Genomic DNA, 16,019 nt, shown 5'->3' with positions numbered 1-16,019 from the left:
AAACGAACGCCATTGCCGGGGCAATTTTGCCGCGCTAAACCGCAGGCATGACCAAGAAGACCGCTCCCGATATTCTGCGCATCGCTGTCGCCCAGCTCAACCCCACGGTCGGCGATGTCGCCGGCAACCTTGCCAAAGCGCGCGAGGCGAGGGCGGATGCCGCCAGCCAGGGCGCCGACATCGTGCTCTTTACCGAGCTTTTCCTCGCCGGCTATCCGCCCGAGGATCTGGTGCTGAAGCCGGCCTTCCTCAAGGTTTGCGAAAAGGCCGCGCAAGACTTCGCCAACGACACCGCCGATGGCGGGCCGGGCGTCATTATCGGCACGCCGCTGAAGCGCAAGAGCGGCACCCACAATTCGATCATCTTCGCCGATGGCGGCAAGATTCTGGCCGAGCGCTACAAGCTCGATTTGCCGAACTATGGCGAGTTCGACGAGAAGCGCGTCTTCCAGGCCGGACCCGAGGCTCAGGGACCGGTCAACTTCCGTGGTGTGCGCATCGGAATTCCGATCTGCGAGGACATTTGGGGCGACGTCGGCATCTGTGAAACCCTGGCTGAAAGCGGAGCGGAAATCCTGCTGGTGCCGAACGGCTCGCCCTACTACCGCGCCAAGATGGACGTGCGCCATCAGGTCGTTATCCGCCAGGTCATCGAAACCGGTTTGCCGATCATCTATGCCAATCAGATCGGCGGCCAGGATGAGCTGATCTTTGACGGCGCTTCTTTTGCGATCGGCGCCGACAAGACGCTGGCTTTCCAGATGAGCCAGTTCGAGGAGACCGTCGACGTCACCACTTGGAAGCGAACGGATGCCGGCTGGGTCTGCTCGGAAGGGCCGATGTCGAAAATCCCCGAGCGCGAGGAAGCGGATTACCGCGCTTGCATGCTGGGCCTGCGCGATTACGTCAACAAAAACGGCTTCAAGAACGTCGTGCTCGGCCTGTCCGGCGGCATCGATTCGGCGATCTGCGCCGCATTGGCCGTCGATGCGCTTGGCGAGGAGCGGCTGCGCGCGGTAATGATGCCCTACCGCTACACCTCGAAGGACGCGCTGAAGGACGCCGAGGACTGCGCCCGCGCGCTCGGCTGCCGCTATGACATCGTGCCTATATTCGAACCGGTCGAAGGCTTTCTGCATGCGCTGACGCAGCTCTTCGAAGGCACCAAGGAAGGCATCACGGAGGAAAATCTGCAGAGCCGCGCGCGCGGCACGATCCTGATGGCGATCTCCAACAAGTTCGGCTCGATGGTCGTCACCACCGGCAACAAGAGCGAGATGTCGGTGGGCTATGCCACGCTCTATGGCGACATGAATGGCGGCTTCAATCCAATCAAGGATCTGTACAAGATGCAGGTCTATGCGCTGTCGCGATGGCGCAACAGCCATGTGCCGCCAGGCGCGCTCGGGCCCTCGGGCGAGGTGATCCCGAAAAACATCATCGACAAGGCGCCGTCGGCGGAACTGCGCGAAAACCAGACCGACCAGGATTCGCTGCCGCCCTATCCGGTGCTGGACGACATTCTGGAATGCCTGGTCGAGAACGAGATGGGCGTCGACGACATCGTCGCGCGCGGCCATGACCGGGCGACGGTAACGCGCGTCGAACATTTGCTCTACATTGCCGAATACAAACGACGGCAGGCGGCGCCGGGCGTGAAGATCACCCGGAAGAATTTTGGCCGCGACCGCCGCTATCCCATCACCAACCGTTTCAGGGATCGCGGCTAGAACTCTGATTTTGTTAGAGAACCTTGGGGGCTTTCATCTTCAGCGACGGGATGGAGGTCGATTTCTTCGAGTTCAACTCCGGCACCGACGTGACGATAGTGATCGCCGATCAAAAGGCCTATCTCGTGGTGCCGTAAGCGCGCCACGTGGGCAACCAAGTCATGGCCGGACCGAAGGTTCGGCCGCTCTCATTTCTTGCGAGGTACGATGCCTGACTGTGAAATCAGCTTCGACATGTCACGGATCGATTTCCGGGCGACCTCCGACCTGTTGATGACGAGCTACTGGGCAACGGCCGCAGCGATGAGTTTCATCGCCGCGCCTTTGCCAACTCGCTTTGCGCCGGCGCCTATATCGATGGGCATCAAGTTGGTTTTGGCCGGGCTATCACCGACCGTACGGTGTTTGCCTATCTCGCCGACATCATCATCTGGCCGCAGCATCGCGGCCGGGGCATTGGCTTGCAGCTGGTGCGGGCGCTCATCGATCACCCTGAGCTCAGCCTGGTCTCGCACTGGAGCCTGTCGACCAGTGACGCGCACGGCGTTTATGAGAAGCTGGGTTTCAAGGCATCGACGGATGGCCGCTACATGCGCCTCGATCGCAACCCGGAATGAGGCACAGGCGAGGGCCTGGCCGCCTGTTGTTGCAAAATAACCGCACTGGTTGGACCAGATAGGCTTTGCCGAGCGTCCGGTCTTGGCGATCCGTCATGGCGTCTCTATAAGGACCGCTCCGCAATTGTCTTGCGGGAGGTCCGAATGGCAGTATTTCACATGGTAATGCGAGGCCGCGAAGCCTAGGTCTCACCCGGCGTCCGGCGAAGGTTTACCCTTCGCGCCGATGCCGGGTCGAGTACAGGCCTCTGCCGATGCCGGTCGCCACCCGACAAATCGGGGCGTGCCGCCACCTATGCCGAACCTCCGCAGCCCCGGGCGAATTGCCCAGCGCGGTTTTCAATTTTCGACCTTACCGGGACCGGGCAGGTTTGCGCCCGGATGACATCATGGCTCGTTTTCGAATCGATCTGCGCGCAAGCGCCTTTCGCAGCGTTCTTGGCTTCACGCTCAGCCACTGGCGGCGCCAGCCGTGGCGGCTTTCGCTGATCATTGGCGGCTTCCTGCTGTCGACTTTGGCCGACGTCTTGACGCCGCTCTATTCCGGCCGGCTGGTCGATGCCGTCGCCAGCAGTGCCTCGGCCGACGATGTGGCGTGGAACACTGCGATGGCGGCGTTCTTCGCGCTCATCGCCTTGGCGCTGACCGGCGTTGTGCTGCGCAACCTCGCCTTCATGGGCATTGTCGAGCTGACGCTCAAGATGATGGCCGACATTGCCGCCGACGCGTTCCACCGCGTGCAGCGCTTCTCCACCGACTGGCACGCCAACAGCTTTGCCGGCTCGACGGTGCGCAAGATCACGCGCGGCATGTGGGCGCTCGACCTGCTCAACGACACGATCCTGATCGCGCTCTTGCCATCCGTCGTCATGCTGGTCGGCTCGACGCTGCTGCTCGGCTGGTTCTGGCCGCTGATGGGGTTGGTCGTCGCAGTCGGTTCGGTGCTGTTCATCATGGTGACGGCGATGCTGTCGCTCGGTTATGTCGCGCCCGCGGCAAGGCTCGCCAATGGCTGGGACACGCGGCTTGGCGGTTCGCTGGCCGATGCGGTGAGCTGCAACGCCGTGGTCAAGGGCTTTGGCGCCGAGACGCGCGAGGAAACGCGACTTGCCAAGGTCGTTGCCAAATGGCGGGCGCGCACGCGCCGCACCTGGGTGCGCGGCACCATCAACGGCACCACGCAAGGCGCCATGCTTCTGGTGCTGCGGACGGCGGTGATCGGGCTGTCGCTGATGCTGTGGGCCTGGGGCCAGGCAAGTGCGGGCGATGTCGCCTTCGTGCTGACCTCGTTCTTCGTACTGCAGGGCTATCTCCGGGATATCGGCACGCATATCCGCAATTTGCAGCGTTCGATCAACGACATGGAGGAAATGGTTGACTTCCAGTCGCAACCGCTCGGCATCGAGGACCGGCCCGGTGCCGCTCCGATCCGGATCACCGATGGCCGTATTGGCTTCGACAACGTCACCTTCCACTATGGCAGCCATCGGCTGCCGCTCTACCGCGACTTTTCGGTGGACATTGCGGCGGGTGAACGCGTTGGGCTGGTCGGTCATTCGGGCTCGGGCAAGACGACCTTCGTTAAGCTGATCCAGCGTCTTTATGACGTCAGCGGCGGCAAGATCCTGATCGACGGCCAGGACATCTCCCAGGTGGCGCAAGCGTCGCTGCGCGCGCAGATCGCCATCGTCCAGCAGGAGCCGATCCTGTTTCACCGCTCGCTGGCGGAAAACATCGCCTATGCCCGGCCGAACGCCACGCAGGCGGAGATCGAGCATGCCGCGAAGCTCGCCAGCGCGCACGACTTCATCACCAGCCTGCCGAAGGGGTACGGCACGCTGGTCGGTGAGCGCGGCGTGAAACTGTCGGGCGGCGAGCGCCAGCGCGTGGCGATCGCACGCGCCTTCCTGGCGGACGCACGCATCCTGATCCTGGACGAGGCGACCTCGAGCCTCGATTCGGAATCGGAAGTGCTGATCCAGCAGGCGATGGAGCGGTTGATGGTCGGCCGCACGACGCTGGTCATCGCGCACCGGCTGTCGACGGTGCGGGCGCTGGACAGGCTCTTGGTGTTCGATCGCGGCAAGATCGTCGAGGAAGGCTCGCATGACGAGCTGATCCGGCTCAAGGGCGGCATCTACCGCCGCCTGTTCGAACGCCAGGCGCTGGAACTGACCAAAGGCCTGGTGAACTGAGCTGAAGCAGAGCCCTATCCCGAATAGGGGTGGGGCTCTGCTCCGGGCTATCCCGGCATTCGTTCGAATGGCTGCAAGCCAGGGTCGATCGTGTCCCAGGCGTAGCCGCGCGCGGTGTAGGTGACCGCATGCGGATTGAACTGGCCGGGGTCGTCAAGGCTGGTTGCCTGGATTGCCGTCACCTCCGGCATGGCGACGAATGTGACGTAGACCGGCGTTCCGCAGGTCGGGCAAAAGGCCTGGGCCTTTTCATTGCCGCTGTCGGCGATCATCCGCCAGATGCTTGGCTGGCCGGTGATCTTTACATCGTCACGCCGGCCGAAGGTGATATAGGAGCCGTGACCCGTGCCACTGCGCTTCTGGCAGTCGAGGCATTGGCAATGGTTTTGAAAGATCGGCTCTCCGCTCGCCTCATAGCGGATCGCGCCGCAGGCGCAGCCACCGGTAAAGTGCCTGGTCATTGTCGTTCTCCTGCTGGAAACTAGCTTCAGGCCGATTTCGGTTTGGCGAACAGGTCGATTCCGCTGCCGGTTTCGAGGAAGGATTTCATGCTGGACAGCACAGCTGGCCAGCCCTGGCTGATGCCCTTGGCCATGCCGCTGCCGGCCTCGAGTTCGTCATGGCTGACGGTCAGCTTGACCATGGTGTCGTATTCCTCGATGGCGAACGTCACCCGGCTCTGCTTGGTCGGGTCATCGGCCTGCGACGCGTTGGCCCAGGTGATGACCAGACGGGTCGGCGGCGAGATCTCGACCACCTTGCCGACGAGTTCGACGGTGCGCTCGTCATTGGCGCGGATGTGTTCCCATTTCGAGCCAGGCTTCCAGTCGGAGACGTTCTCGTGGCCCCAGTAGCGTTTGGCGATATCCGGTTTGGTGATGGCCTCGAACACCTTTTGCGGCGTCGATCTGATGTAGGTCACGTAGACAAAACTGGTGGTTTCCCGGGTCATTGGTCGTCTCCTTCGAGTTCTTGCTTCAGGTCGTGCAGCAGGCTCAGCCGCTGCCGTTCGAATTTGCGCACCCACCGCTCGTAGACTTCGTGCAACGGCACGGGGTTGATGAAATGCAGCTTTTCACGGCCACGCTTGACCGTGCTGATCAGATTGGCCGCCTCCAGCAGGTCGATGTGCTGGGTCGCGGATTGCCTCGCCATGTCGAGGTTTTCGCAAAGCTGGCCCAGCGTCTGTCCGTTCTTCTCACACAGAAGATCGAGCAGCTTTCTGCGTGTTGGGTCACCCAGCGCTTTGAAAACCTTGTCGGCGTCCATCGGTCTCACTCATCTTGAAGGCATAATATGCAGGTAAATACCTGCATGTCAACTCGCAACCAATCGTAGCCCGGGAGGGGGAGGGGTCTGTCGATGTCAGAGGGCAGTCGGATCGATGGCGCCGCGGGCGAAACATCGAATGGAATCAATAGGCAAGACCCATGCGGGCGCATGGGACCATGGCGCGGTCGCTGTGGAGTTGTAGCTAGGTTCTAACGACGAATTTGTCGGGATCGGCGCAGAAATGCGCGATGATCTGGCAAAGGTCCGGCTCGTTGATCATGCGCACGGCCTCAGCTGCGTTGACCCATTTGCGGGTGCGCGCGCGCTTTTCCTTCCAGCGGTCGGAGACGCGCTCGACCTGCATTGGAAACACCAGAACTTCGCACGGCACTTCCTCGCCGGACGCCAATGCCTTGGCGTAGAAGTAACGGCCAGCCTCGAAATGCGAGATCTTGCCGCGCAATCCGGCTTCCTCGCCGGCCTCGCGCGCCGCGGCCTCGCAGAGTGGTTCCCTGGCCTCGGGCCAGCCCTTGGGCAGCACCCAGCGGCCGGTGTCGCGGCTGGTGATCAGCATGATTTCGATGCCGTTTTCGGTGGTGCGCCAGGGCAGCGCGGCAACTTGCAGACGGCACGGCGCGCTGCCGAAGAGTCGCCGGACCCTTTCGGCCATATGGCTGTGCGTCGTTGGTCTCGTCAGCATCGGAGAAGCTACCCCAGCCCCCAGAATCGTTTTGCCGTCACACGAATCTTACGGCGAAGTGTAAGTCATAAAAGTAAAAAACATCACACCAACCCGTCGAATTTCGCCAACAGGTGTCTATTCAACAGAATATTGTGTCTTGCCGCGCCCGTTTCCATAGCAAACAGGGCGGGTTTGGCCGCCTGAACAGAAAGGGGCTGGCGCGAATCAGCCTGCGTGATCGTCGGCGATCGGCTTCTGGTATGTAAAACCCATGTCCCAGGGGAAATAGATCCAGGTGTCCTGGCTGACTTCGGTGACGAAGGTGTCGACCAGTGGCCTGCCTTTCGGCTTGGCGTAGACGGTGGCGAAATGCGCCTTGGGCATCATGGCGCGCACGATGCCCGCCGTTTTGCCGGTGTCGGTGAGGTCGTCGATGATCAGCACGCCGACGCCGTCATCGGTGAGCAGGGCGGGCGTGATCTCCTTCAGCACCTGCAACTGCCCCTGGCTGGTGTAGTCGTGATAGGAGGCCACGCAGACCGTCTCGATGACGCGGATGCCAAGTTCGCGCGAGATGATGGCGGCGGGAACCAGGCCGCCACGGGTGATGCAGACGATGGCTTTCCACTGACCCTTGTTGGCGCCGGCTAGCCGCCAGGCGAGCGCACGGGCGTCGCGGTGGAACTGGTCCCAGGAGACCGGAAAGGCTTTTTCAGGAAGGGACATTGGTCGTGCACTCCGCGCGTTAGAGCATGATGCCGAAAAGTGTGAAGCGGTTTTCAGGTCTATTCGACCTGAAATCAACCGGCTCTGGGGAATGCGCGCGGAATTAGCCGGAAAGGCTTGGCCTTGGCAAGGGCCGGATCAATTCTCGCTCAGCGCGACAGGAAAGCCGCCACCGGCACGGTGCGCAATACGGTGCGCGTCACCCCGCCGAACAAAAGCTGGCGCAGCCAGGAATGGCTGTAGGCGCCGAGCACCAGAAGGTCGGCGCCGGTTTCTGCGATCCGGGTCTGGATGACGTCGTCGATCGAGGCATTGCCCGACTGCTGCACCGAAACGCTGACGGTTGCGCCATGCCGGGAGAGCGCCGCGGCGATCTCCGCGCCGGCGGCCTCCGGATTGTCGTCCAGTGTATCAGGCGGATCGATGACCAAAATGTCGGTCTTCTCGGCTTCGATGATGAAGGGCAGGGCGTCGAAGGCGGCGCGTGCGGCTTCCTTGCTGCCGTTCCAGGCCAGCAGCACATGCTTGAATGTGGTGACCAGCGGCCCCTCATGCGGCACCACCAGCACGGGGCGGCCGGCATCGTAGACCAGCGTGTCGACATCGGCGCTCGGATCGCCGCCGGTCTCGCGTTGCGCGGCAATGATCAGGTCGGCGGCCCGAACGCTGGAAATGCCGGTCAGTGCGCTGTCGCCGGAAAAACTCTCGAGGCTGCGCCATTCAAAGGAAAGGCCGGATTTTTCGATCTGCCCGAGGAAAAGCGCCTGCAGTTTTTCGGCGCGCTCGCGATTCATGTCGGCGGAGACCTGCAGGAACTCGGTGTCGGGAAAGCCGGTGGCGGAAGTGTAGGGCACGGGCAGCGCTTCGGCATGAATGCCGATGAGATGGCTTTCAAACCGGTCGGCAAGCGGAATGGCGCAGTCGAGCACGCGCTCGGCATCCTGTTCGTTCTGCAATATGGCGACGATGGTCTTGAAGCGCATCGGAATCCCTCAAATCTGTCGGCGCCTGATGCGCCCGAAGGAAAACGTCAGAGTATGGCGCTTGGTTCCGGCTCGGCGATGGGCCGCGAACCCCAAGGTCAATTGGCGGCGGTGAAGCCGGCCACCATGGCCTCGACATCCGCGCGTGCCGAATCCAGCGCCTCCTGGCTGCGGGCGCGCACGACCAGCTCCGTCCAGAATTTGCCGTCGCCATATTTCGGGTAGGAACCGATGATCGTGTCGGGATGCGCCTTTTGGATGTCGCCCAAGGGACCACCGATCAGGCCTTCGCCGAACGGGCAATGGACGGTGGCCGACAGCATCTTGGTGCCGGCCTTCAGTGTCGGCACGACATTGTCGAGCATGGCCTGGAAGATCGCCGGCACGCCGGCCATGACATGGACATTGCCGATGCGAAAGCCGGGCGCGACGGAGACCGGGTTGTCGATATGGTCGGCACCACGCGGCATGCGCGCCATGCGCTTGCGCGCCTCGGTATATTCGATGCCGCGCGCGGCATAGCTCTCGCCCAGCATGGCATAGGCCTTGGCGTCGTATTCGCACGGCACGCCAAAGGCCTTGGAGATCGAATCGGCGGTGATGTCGTCATGCGTCGGGCCGATGCCGCCGGTGGTGAAGACATAGGTGTAGCGGGCACGCACGGCATTCACCGCAGCTATGATCTCGTCCTCCTCGTCGGGAACGATGCGCACTTCCTTCAGATCGATGCCGATGGCCGTCATGATGTCGGCGAGATGGCCGATGTTCCTGTCCTTGGTGCGGCCGGACAGAATCTCGTCGCCGATGACGAGCATGGCGGCAGTGACGATTTCGGGCATGGAAGGCTCCGGTGGAAGGTGCCTCAGGGCAGACGGATCGCCTGGGCAGACAAGATCGCCTGAGATAGCGCGACATGGAACGGGCGGCAATGCCGTCAGAAGCCGGCAGGCTGCCTTGCCGTGCGTCCGGCGGTGGGTGATGGTGCGCGCCGGTCCGCTCCCGGGTGAAACATGCTGGTATCGATTCTGTTATGGCTGCTTGGCGGTCTGCTCCTGCTGGCTCTCGTCATCGCCGCCTGTCTGGTCGCAGCGACGCTCTGGATCGCGGCCAAGGCCGAAAGACTGGTGTCGGCCAGCGGACAGTTTGTCGAGATCGATGGCAACCGCATCCACTATGTCGACACGGGCGAGGGGCGGCCGATCGTGTTCGTGCACGGACTTGGCGCGCAGCTCCACCAGTTCCGGCACACGCTGTTTAGCCGCTTTGGCCCCGGCTACCGGCTGATCGCGCTCGACCGGCCGGGATCGGGCTATTCGGTGCGGGCGAGAGGCGCCACCGGCCGCTTGCCCGAACAGGCCGAGATCGTCAGGCGCTTCATCGAAACGCTCGGGCTGGAAAGGCCGCTCGTGGTCGGCCACTCGCTGGGCGGTGCCGTCACGCTGACCCTGGCGGTGGAACATCCCGAGGCGATTTCCGGCATCGCCTTGCTGGCGCCGCTGACGCATCTGGAAACCGGCGTGCGCGAGAAGGCGGGCCTCATCTATATCCGTTCGCGGCTTTGGCGCCGGGTCATGGCCTATACCGTCGCTGTACCGACAAGCCTCCGATATGCGCGGCAGACCCTGGAGTTCATCTTCGCGCCGCAGGCCGTTCCCGCCGACTACATGGCTAATGGCGGCGGATGGCTCGGGCTGAGGCCAAGCCATTTCCATGCGACCTCCACCGATTTCGTGGCGGTCGAAGAGGATCTTGGCCGCATTGAGCAGCGTTACGGCGAGATCGCCATGCCGGCCGGTATTTTCTTCGGGAGCGCCGACCGCGTCATTGCCATGCGCACCCATGGAGAGCCAATGAAGGACAGGATCGAAGGGCTCGATTTCGAGGCCGTCGACGGCCTTGGCCATATGCCGCAATTCGTCGAGCCGGACCGCGTCATCGCCTTCATCAAGCGCATCGCCGAGCGGGCATTTTTGCCATAGGCATCACCGCGGCCTCACGACAATTTCACTGAACCATTCGGCGGATGTCCGGATTTACTCCGTGTCGCACCCAAGGCGGCAGATACGGAGTAATTCAATGTACAGGAAACTTTTCGCAGCATCTGTTCTGACGATCGGTCTCGCCACGTCGGCGATGGCTCAATCATCTGACGGAACCTCCTCCAACCATCGCAGCTGGTGGCCGTTCGGCAACGAGCAGTCCTCGACCGTCGACCAGAGCACCACCGGCAGCATCAATGCCGACGGCTCAGGCGGCCAAGGCTATAGCGGTTCTGCCGGGCCGTGCGCCTCTGACCCGTCAGGACCCTACGGAAATGTGAGGCCCAACGTGAACGATCAGTATTGCGGCAAATAATCGACGCAGACTCTCGACTGACCGGCAGGATGCCTGAAACAGGCATCCACGGCCGGCAGCGATATCAGACAACCAAGGACTAGTCGGAAACTTCGGTCTGTGGCCGATCGCGGCCGTCGGCCAGTTCGTCGTGCCACTTGCCGTCGGCATCCTCGTACTGGATGCCGTCTGTCGCGCCGGCGACCTGCTGCTCGGCCGAGGCGATCTCGGCGGCGCGCAGAGCGTCCTGGTGGGTGGGGAATGTCTCCGAGAATGTCGAACCGACCTTGTAGGCCCAGCCCCCGTCATGCTCGACGATCTTGTAAGTCAGCTTCGCCATGAAATCCTCCGGTTCGTCCGTTCGTTCAATGCGGCCGGTTCTTCAATGCAATTTGGCGTCGGGCAACCGGTCTTCGGGAACCAGTACTTCCGATTCCTTGGCCGCTTCGATCAAAGCCCTGCGCGCATCGGCCGTCGAACGATAACCTTCCAGCACTTTGAGGCAAGTGTCGAGAGCATCACGATGGCGCGGGCCGCGATTGAGCGGCCAGACCGTCATCAGACACTCCGCCGCTTCCTGGGCGCTGCGGATCTGGCGATATTTGCCGACATGGCCGAGTTCGACCACGACGGGCGTTTCAAAAGGTTTGTTATCCATGATGGCCGCAACGCAAAGCAGCCAATTTGGTTGCAAAAGTGGCGATCAGCCTGCGCCCAAACGTCTCAGTAGCCGCAATCGTTGCGCAGCCAGCGCGCGTTGGCCCAGCCGGTTCGGCCCTTGAAGTCGATCTGGTACCAGTTGCCGCGGCGGTCGAAGATTTCGGCGTGATCGCCGTTGAACAATTGGCCGATCATGCGCGACGACGAGTTCGGTCGCGCGCGTACGGCGAGAAACCCGCTTCCCATATCCAGATCGTAGTGCCTGGACAGGCCATGCACCGTACCTTCGCAATATTGCGCGCCAACCGGAGATGATGCAGCGAACGACAGCGCGACGACCAGAGCCGCGGCCACGGGATAGATTGCCCTTGATGCCATGACTTTGCTCCCAACCCGGCCGCCAAGGCGGCCTTACCCCCACGGAAACAGTGCGGTCGGATTAAAGCGAAGCTGCGGCAGCCTGTCCAGCAAATGCGTTCTTGCGCATCCGTCGGTGCAGCCGCTCAGCCCTTCATCCAGTGCTGCATCGTCGTTACCGAGCGGGCAAGCTGCGGCGCCGGATGGATTTTCTCGCCAAAGGTGGCAGCGGCGCGCCAGCCCCAGCGCGGATCGGCGAGGAAGGCGCGGGCTAGCGCCACCATATCGGCGCGGCCGTCAGCGACGATCGCTTCCGCCTGCGCGGGATCGTCGATCAGGCCGACAGCCCGCGTCGGGATGCCGGCGCCCTTGCGTACCGCTTCCGCCAGATGCACCTGATAGCCGGGGCCGATCGGCAGCTTCTGCAACGGCGAATTGCCGCCGCTCGAGCAGCAGAGATAGGCAACGCCCAATGCTTTCAAGGCCTTGGCCACTTCGATCGCATCCTCGACCTCGAAGCCGCCATCGACCCAGTCCTTCACCGACAGGCGCGTGCCGAGCATCAGCCTGGGAACCGCCTCGCGCACCGCCTTGACGATTTCGAGCAGGAAACGCATGCGGTTTTCCAGCGATCCGCCCCAGCGGTCGGTGCGCTGATTGGAGAGCGGCGACAGGAACTGGAAGATCAGATAGCCGTGCGCGGCGTGTAGTTCGAGGAAGTCGAAGCCGGCGCGCTCGGCCCGCCTTGCGGCTTGAGCGAAGCGTTCGACAAGCTGCAGGATTTCATCCTCCTCCAGCGCATGCGGCACGTTCCAGCCGGTGTCGTAGGGAACAGCCGAGGCCGAGACGGTCTGCCAGGGGTCCTCGCCCGGCTGCAATGGACCACCGCCTTCCCAGGGTTTTCTGTTGGACGCCTTCCGGCCGGCATGGGCAAGCTGGATGCCGAATTTCGTCTCCGGAGCCGCGACGCGCCTGGCTGCATCCAGCGTGCGGCGGGCGGCGGCCTCGTTGTCGTCGGAATAGAGGCCGTGGCAGCCATGGGTGATGCGGCCGCGCCGCTCGACATCGGTCATTTCCACGGTGACCATGCCGGCACCCGACATGGCCAGGTTCATCCAGTGATAGAGGTGCCAGTCGCTGGCCGAGCCGTCATCGGCGGAATATTGGCACATCGGCGCCACCGCAATGCGGTTCGGGAAGGTCAGGCCATTGAGGGTGATCGGCTGGAAAAGCGCTGCGGTCATCAAAAAAACTCCGGGGACGGGGCTCGAGCTATGTAGGCGATGGCAGCTGCCGGCACCAGACACGACGCGGTGAAGCTTCGCCGTTTCGGTTGCGCGCAAAACGGTTCGCGGCTCTATCTATTTGTTTGACGCAATTCCCAAGGGAAAGCGCTTCGCGCTTTTCCCGGGAAAACCGCTCACACTTTTCCTGGAATTGCTTTAGGCCATGGCGCCGACAGCATGGAGTTCATCATGGAAGATCGCATCCGTATCCGCTCGGAGGAAGTCCTGTCCGATGACTGGGCGGTCCTGAAGAAGACCGTCCTCGACTATCGCCGGCGCGACGGGCAGTGGGAGACGCAGATTCGCCAGACCTACGATCGCGGCGACGGCGCCGTGATCCTGCCCTTCGATCCCGAGCGCCAGACGGTGCTTCTGGTGCGGCAGTTCCGCTATCCCGCCTATGTCACCGGCCACCGCGAACCGCTGATCGAGGCCTGCGCCGGTCTGCTCGACGAAAACGATCCGGAAACCGCCATCCTCAAGGAGGCCGAGGAAGAGCTCGGCTATCACTTAGAGAACATCGAGCGGCTGTTTGCGCCCTATATGAGCCCGGGCAGTGTGACCGAACGGCTGTGGTTCTTCGTGGCGCGCTACTCACCTGCTGACCGCATCTCGGCCGGCGGCGGCGCACCGGAAGAGGGCGAGGACATCGAGGTGCTCGAAATGCCGCTCGACGAGGCGCTGGCCGGCATAGCCGACGGCCGCATCATCGACGCCAAGACGATCATCCTGATCCAGCACCTGAAACTGTACCCGCTGAAGGCTTAGCTCCGCGAAGCTCGGCGGGCCTCACTCGGTGGGCTGCGGACAGGGTGGCACGTCCACTTCGCGGATGAAGTTGCGCAATTCCTCCATGTCCCCGGATAGAGGCCGATCGTCGGAATAGTGCGCTATGTTCTCCCGGACCATGCGGTAGATGGTGTCGGTGCCGGGCCCGCGTGCACCGCGCTCGGCCAGAAAATCATGGGCCTGCGCGGCGGCCATGAGTTCGATTGCCAAAATGTATTCCGCGTTGTCGATAACGGCGAGCAGCTTGTTGGCTGCAACGGTCGGGTGAGCCAGAAAGTCCTCTTGTAGCCCGGATGTGACGCCGCCGTCGGTCGCCGCCGGAGCGGCCAGGCGCCGGTTGACGTTGCTGAGCGACGTGGCGGTGTATTGGGCAATCATGAAGCCGGAATTGCTGCCGTCCTCATCGGCAAGGAAGGGCGGCAGATTGTTGACCAGAGGATTGACGAGACGGTCGATCCGACGCTCGCTCATACCAGCCACCTGCGCCAAGGCGATCGTCAGGCCGTCGGCTGCCTGTCCGAGCGCCGGCGCCACCGCATGCGCCTCCGAAACAACCTGAGGATCGTTCAACGACCCGAATACCGCCGGATTGTCGGTAACGGCAGCCAATTCACGGTCGACCAGCTCGGCGGACCGGTCCAACACCTCGCGGGCGGCGCCATGAACATGCGGCACGGCGCGAAGACTGAGTGCGTCCTGCGTGCGACTGCCGTGAGCAAGCGCGATGAGCGCGCTGCCGTGAAGCCAGCCGCGCAGCGCTTTGCCCACATCCTGAATGCCGGGCGAGGGCCGCATCGCCAGGATGGCTTCGCCAAAGGCCGGCATTTGTGCGCCTGCGGCTTCAAGCGTCAAAGCGGCCGCGGCGTCAGCCCATCCCAGCAAGCGCTCCGCGCGCTGCACGGCGATGCTGGTCAGGCCGGTCGCGCACGCCGTGCCATTGACCAGGCTCAAGCCCTCCTTCGCGCCAAGCTCCAGGGGCTCCAGACCCATTTCCGCAAGCGCTTCCAGTCCGCTCATCGAGCGACCTGCCACGGTTGCACTGCCTTCACCGATCAAGACCAGTGCCACATGGGCGTTGTGCGTCAGATACCCGGCCGATCCCCTGGACGGCACGTCGGGAATGCAGTCGCGCTCGATAAAGGTGAGCAAGTTACGGACGATCTGAGGGCTTACACCGGAATGGCCATGCGCGAAATTTGCCACTTGGGCGGCAATGATGGCGCGCACGCCGCGTCTCGGCACTAGGTCACCGACGCCGCATGCGTGACTGCGAATGATATTGCGCGACAATTTCTTTTGCAGCGCAGGCGCCACCACCTTGCTTGCCAATGCGCCGACCCCGGTATTGACGCCATAAGCGCGGATACCTTTTTCGACGATGGAAGCGACGATCTGGTTCGCAAAGGTGATCCTCTCCCACGCAGCCGGACTGAGCGCCAGGGATTCGCCTTCGCTCACCTGCGCGATGTCGCGCCAGCTCGCGTTGCCATCTATCGTTATTGTCATTGGTCGTTCCGAAATAGCGCTGCGGATGCACAAGCGCTGTTAGCTCGCTTGAAAGGGTGAACCTTGCTCTTGGCTCCGTAGCGCAGAACCGCGATGCATAGTGACGATGGAATCGGCGATTGATGCGACTGGAGCGACGTCGTGGGTAATAAAACTCTGATCCAGCACCTGAGGCTCAATCCGCTTTCGGGCTGAACCACGCCTCCATTTCGGCGCGCGCATTATCGGGCTTGACCCGCGAATCCCGGTCGCCTAGTCGTCCGGAAGTTGCAAGGACACCGGAATGGCGCGTGGCGCAAAGGCATGGCTGAAGCGAAGCAGCGCGCGGGCATCTCGATACAAGGCTATGCTTGTCGCCGCCGGCTATCTCGACATTTGAAACGGCTGCCTCGGGTGACCTGCCCGTTTCAGATATGGGGCGCGAGCCGATCTATGGCGGTTGCTTTGGACAGCTTGGCCAACTCGTCCTCGACCTGCCTGGCTGCAGAGTCGGTGCTTTCGAAGTGTTGCATCAACTGATGCCGGAGTAGCGCGAGTTGCGCCGGGCGATAGATGGGCCCACTTCTCGCGATTTCGGGGTTCAGGGTCGCGATCATGGTCAATTTGCCTTGATGGGATCGATCTTCGTCAGCCGCTGCCTGGCCTCGACCACCCGCCGTTGCGCCGAGCGAATCCGGCAACACAAGGCGAGGTTCACGGCGACCCCGCACTCTTCATCGAGCAAGTTTTCAGCGCGTTCGAGATCCAACTTTGCCCGGCCGACACGCTGTCGTGCTCTGGCCAGCTCCAAGTTCATCAGGTCCATTGTTCCGCGTCCTTTTGGGTTGCGATCCCTTCGGAACACCAACCCCTGCCGAACGCTTTGGTTCCTGCGACGTATTG

19 protein-coding genes and 1 pseudogene are annotated in these 16,019 nt (G+C 62.6%); 6 read left to right on the top strand and 14 right to left on the bottom strand.

Annotation, left to right across the window (positions count from 1 at the left end; all coding sequences use genetic code 11):
* The first annotated feature begins 47 nt into the window (after positions 1-47).
* The 3 genes and pseudogenes from AC1DXM_RS28545 to AC1DXM_RS28535 all read left to right on the top strand — a co-directional run bounded on the left by AC1DXM_RS28545 (position 48) and on the right by AC1DXM_RS28535 (position 4,542).
* Positions 48-1,730 carry an NAD+ synthase gene (locus tag AC1DXM_RS28545; protein WP_477238368.1) on the top strand — a complete coding sequence of 561 codons (1,683 nt, stop codon included), beginning with the start codon at positions 48-50 and terminating at the stop codon, positions 1,728-1,730.
* A 207-nt stretch (positions 1,731-1,937) separates the two neighbouring features.
* Positions 1,938-2,347: pseudogene (locus tag AC1DXM_RS28540) on the top strand (GNAT family N-acetyltransferase).
* 389 nt (positions 2,348-2,736) lie between these two features.
* Complete coding sequence (locus tag AC1DXM_RS28535; RefSeq protein ID WP_477238366.1) at positions 2,737-4,542, top strand: ABC transporter ATP-binding protein; 1,806 nt, start codon at positions 2,737-2,739, stop codon at positions 4,540-4,542.
* Between the two features lie 47 nt (positions 4,543-4,589).
* On the opposite strand, the gene AC1DXM_RS28530 is transcribed toward AC1DXM_RS28535, so the two are convergent.
* The 7 genes from AC1DXM_RS28530 to AC1DXM_RS28500 all read right to left on the bottom strand — a co-directional run bounded on the left by AC1DXM_RS28530 (position 4,590) and on the right by AC1DXM_RS28500 (position 9,044).
* Entirely contained in the window at positions 4,590-5,003 is a 414-nt protein-coding gene (locus AC1DXM_RS28530) for a GFA family protein (RefSeq protein ID WP_477238364.1), read from the bottom strand.
* 26 nt (positions 5,004-5,029) lie between these two features.
* Positions 5,030-5,494 carry an SRPBCC family protein gene (locus tag AC1DXM_RS28525; RefSeq protein ID WP_477238362.1) on the bottom strand — a complete coding sequence of 155 codons (465 nt, stop codon included), beginning with the start codon at positions 5,492-5,494 and terminating at the stop codon, positions 5,030-5,032.
* Positions 5,491-5,811, bottom strand: a complete 321-nt coding sequence (locus AC1DXM_RS28520; protein ID WP_142864953.1) for an ArsR/SmtB family transcription factor — start codon at positions 5,809-5,811, stop codon at positions 5,491-5,493. The genes AC1DXM_RS28525 and AC1DXM_RS28520 overlap by 4 nt, the downstream gene beginning before the upstream one ends.
* 205 nt (positions 5,812-6,016) lie before the next feature.
* A complete protein-coding gene (locus AC1DXM_RS28515; protein ID WP_477238359.1) occupies positions 6,017-6,514 on the bottom strand; it encodes an NUDIX hydrolase in 498 nt (165 codons plus the stop codon).
* 207 nt (positions 6,515-6,721) lie between these two features.
* Entirely contained in the window at positions 6,722-7,222 is a 501-nt protein-coding gene (gpt, locus tag AC1DXM_RS28510) for a xanthine phosphoribosyltransferase (RefSeq protein ID WP_112567259.1), read from the bottom strand.
* 149 nt (positions 7,223-7,371) lie between these two features.
* Positions 7,372-8,205 (bottom strand): universal stress protein, encoded by an 834-nt coding sequence (locus AC1DXM_RS28505; protein ID WP_477238356.1) that lies wholly within the window; start codon positions 8,203-8,205, stop codon positions 7,372-7,374.
* A gap of 98 nt (positions 8,206-8,303) precedes the next feature.
* Positions 8,304-9,044 (bottom strand): competence/damage-inducible protein A, encoded by a 741-nt coding sequence (locus AC1DXM_RS28500; protein WP_477238354.1) that lies wholly within the window; start codon positions 9,042-9,044, stop codon positions 8,304-8,306.
* A gap of 171 nt (positions 9,045-9,215) precedes the next feature.
* Here AC1DXM_RS28500 and AC1DXM_RS28495 point away from each other — a divergent pair, with 171 nt between their 5' ends.
* The gene (locus tag AC1DXM_RS28495; RefSeq protein ID WP_477238352.1) at positions 9,216-10,184 is read left to right on the top strand and encodes an alpha/beta fold hydrolase; all 969 of its coding nucleotides are present in this window, start codon (positions 9,216-9,218) and stop codon (positions 10,182-10,184) included.
* 97 nt (positions 10,185-10,281) lie between these two features.
* Positions 10,282-10,560: a hypothetical protein gene (locus tag AC1DXM_RS28490; RefSeq protein WP_477238350.1), complete on the top strand. Its 279-nt coding sequence runs from the start codon at positions 10,282-10,284 to the stop codon at positions 10,558-10,560.
* Positions 10,561-10,639: 79 nt separating this feature from the next.
* Here AC1DXM_RS28490 and AC1DXM_RS28485 read toward each other — a convergent pair whose 3' ends face one another.
* The 4 genes from AC1DXM_RS28485 to AC1DXM_RS28470 all read right to left on the bottom strand — a co-directional run bounded on the left by AC1DXM_RS28485 (position 10,640) and on the right by AC1DXM_RS28470 (position 12,800).
* Positions 10,640-10,879 (bottom strand): DUF2188 domain-containing protein, encoded by a 240-nt coding sequence (locus tag AC1DXM_RS28485; RefSeq protein ID WP_112567278.1) that lies wholly within the window; start codon positions 10,877-10,879, stop codon positions 10,640-10,642.
* Positions 10,880-10,921: 42 nt separating this feature from the next.
* Complete coding sequence (locus AC1DXM_RS28480; RefSeq protein ID WP_352560999.1) at positions 10,922-11,200, bottom strand: DUF982 domain-containing protein; 279 nt, start codon at positions 11,198-11,200, stop codon at positions 10,922-10,924.
* 62 nt (positions 11,201-11,262) lie between these two features.
* The gene (locus AC1DXM_RS28475; protein ID WP_477238348.1) at positions 11,263-11,577 is read right to left on the bottom strand and encodes an SH3 domain-containing protein; all 315 of its coding nucleotides are present in this window, start codon (positions 11,575-11,577) and stop codon (positions 11,263-11,265) included.
* A 125-nt stretch (positions 11,578-11,702) separates the two neighbouring features.
* The gene (locus AC1DXM_RS28470) at positions 11,703-12,800 is read right to left on the bottom strand and encodes an NADH:flavin oxidoreductase/NADH oxidase (RefSeq protein WP_477238346.1); all 1,098 of its coding nucleotides are present in this window, start codon (positions 12,798-12,800) and stop codon (positions 11,703-11,705) included.
* Positions 12,801-13,031: 231 nt separating this feature from the next.
* On the opposite strand from AC1DXM_RS28470, the gene AC1DXM_RS28465 reads away from it, so the two are divergent.
* Positions 13,032-13,610 (top strand): NUDIX domain-containing protein, encoded by a 579-nt coding sequence (locus AC1DXM_RS28465; RefSeq protein ID WP_112567320.1) that lies wholly within the window; start codon positions 13,032-13,034, stop codon positions 13,608-13,610.
* 21 nt (positions 13,611-13,631) lie between these two features.
* On the opposite strand, the gene AC1DXM_RS28460 is transcribed toward AC1DXM_RS28465, so the two are convergent.
* The 3 genes from AC1DXM_RS28460 to AC1DXM_RS28450 form a co-directional block, all read right to left on the bottom strand.
* Positions 13,632-15,137: an HAL/PAL/TAL family ammonia-lyase gene (locus tag AC1DXM_RS28460; RefSeq protein ID WP_477238344.1), complete on the bottom strand. Its 1,506-nt coding sequence runs from the start codon at positions 15,135-15,137 to the stop codon at positions 13,632-13,634.
* A gap of 407 nt (positions 15,138-15,544) precedes the next feature.
* Positions 15,545-15,733 (bottom strand): hypothetical protein, encoded by a 189-nt coding sequence (locus AC1DXM_RS28455; RefSeq protein ID WP_477238342.1) that lies wholly within the window; start codon positions 15,731-15,733, stop codon positions 15,545-15,547.
* Positions 15,734-15,735: 2 nt separating this feature from the next.
* Positions 15,736-15,942: a hypothetical protein gene (locus AC1DXM_RS28450; protein ID WP_192251059.1), complete on the bottom strand. Its 207-nt coding sequence runs from the start codon at positions 15,940-15,942 to the stop codon at positions 15,736-15,738.
* Positions 15,943-16,019: the final 77 nt, after the last annotated feature.

It is taken from the genome of Mesorhizobium sp. P3_A2, from assembly GCF_056403115.1.
The sequence above is the reverse complement of the archived record's forward strand: the minus strand, read 5'-3'. Positions and strand labels throughout refer to the sequence as shown.

Excerpts from the sequence above, each read along its gene's own strand:
- AC1DXM_RS28545 (WP_477238368.1), top strand. The coding sequence starts at position 48 with ATGACCAAGAAGACCGCTCCCGATATTCTGCGCATCGCTGTCGCCCAG.
- AC1DXM_RS28535 (WP_477238366.1), top strand. The coding sequence starts at position 2,737 with ATGGCTCGTTTTCGAATCGATCTGCGCGCAAGCGCCTTTCGCAGCGTT.
- AC1DXM_RS28530 (WP_477238364.1), bottom strand. The coding sequence starts at position 5,003 with ATGACCAGGCACTTTACCGGTGGCTGCGCCTGCGGCGCGATCCGCTAT.
- AC1DXM_RS28525 (WP_477238362.1), bottom strand. The coding sequence starts at position 5,494 with ATGACCCGGGAAACCACCAGTTTTGTCTACGTGACCTACATCAGATCG.
- AC1DXM_RS28520 (WP_142864953.1), bottom strand. The coding sequence starts at position 5,811 with ATGGACGCCGACAAGGTTTTCAAAGCGCTGGGTGACCCAACACGCAGA.
- AC1DXM_RS28515 (WP_477238359.1), bottom strand. The coding sequence starts at position 6,514 with ATGCTGACGAGACCAACGACGCACAGCCATATGGCCGAAAGGGTCCGG.
- gpt (WP_112567259.1), bottom strand. The coding sequence starts at position 7,222 with ATGTCCCTTCCTGAAAAAGCCTTTCCGGTCTCCTGGGACCAGTTCCAC.
- AC1DXM_RS28505 (WP_477238356.1), bottom strand. The coding sequence starts at position 8,205 with ATGCGCTTCAAGACCATCGTCGCCATATTGCAGAACGAACAGGATGCC.
- AC1DXM_RS28500 (WP_477238354.1), bottom strand. The coding sequence starts at position 9,044 with ATGCCCGAAATCGTCACTGCCGCCATGCTCGTCATCGGCGACGAGATT.
- AC1DXM_RS28495 (WP_477238352.1), top strand. The coding sequence starts at position 9,216 with ATGCTGGTATCGATTCTGTTATGGCTGCTTGGCGGTCTGCTCCTGCTG.
- AC1DXM_RS28490 (WP_477238350.1), top strand. The coding sequence starts at position 10,282 with ATGTACAGGAAACTTTTCGCAGCATCTGTTCTGACGATCGGTCTCGCC.
- AC1DXM_RS28485 (WP_112567278.1), bottom strand. The coding sequence starts at position 10,879 with ATGGCGAAGCTGACTTACAAGATCGTCGAGCATGACGGGGGCTGGGCC.
- AC1DXM_RS28475 (WP_477238348.1), bottom strand. The coding sequence starts at position 11,577 with ATGGCATCAAGGGCAATCTATCCCGTGGCCGCGGCTCTGGTCGTCGCG.
- AC1DXM_RS28470 (WP_477238346.1), bottom strand. The coding sequence starts at position 12,800 with ATGACCGCAGCGCTTTTCCAGCCGATCACCCTCAATGGCCTGACCTTC.
- AC1DXM_RS28465 (WP_112567320.1), top strand. The coding sequence starts at position 13,032 with ATGGAAGATCGCATCCGTATCCGCTCGGAGGAAGTCCTGTCCGATGAC.
- AC1DXM_RS28460 (WP_477238344.1), bottom strand. The coding sequence starts at position 15,137 with ATGACAATAACGATAGATGGCAACGCGAGCTGGCGCGACATCGCGCAG.
- AC1DXM_RS28455 (WP_477238342.1), bottom strand. The coding sequence starts at position 15,733 with ATGATCGCGACCCTGAACCCCGAAATCGCGAGAAGTGGGCCCATCTAT.
- AC1DXM_RS28450 (WP_192251059.1), bottom strand. The coding sequence starts at position 15,942 with ATGGACCTGATGAACTTGGAGCTGGCCAGAGCACGACAGCGTGTCGGC.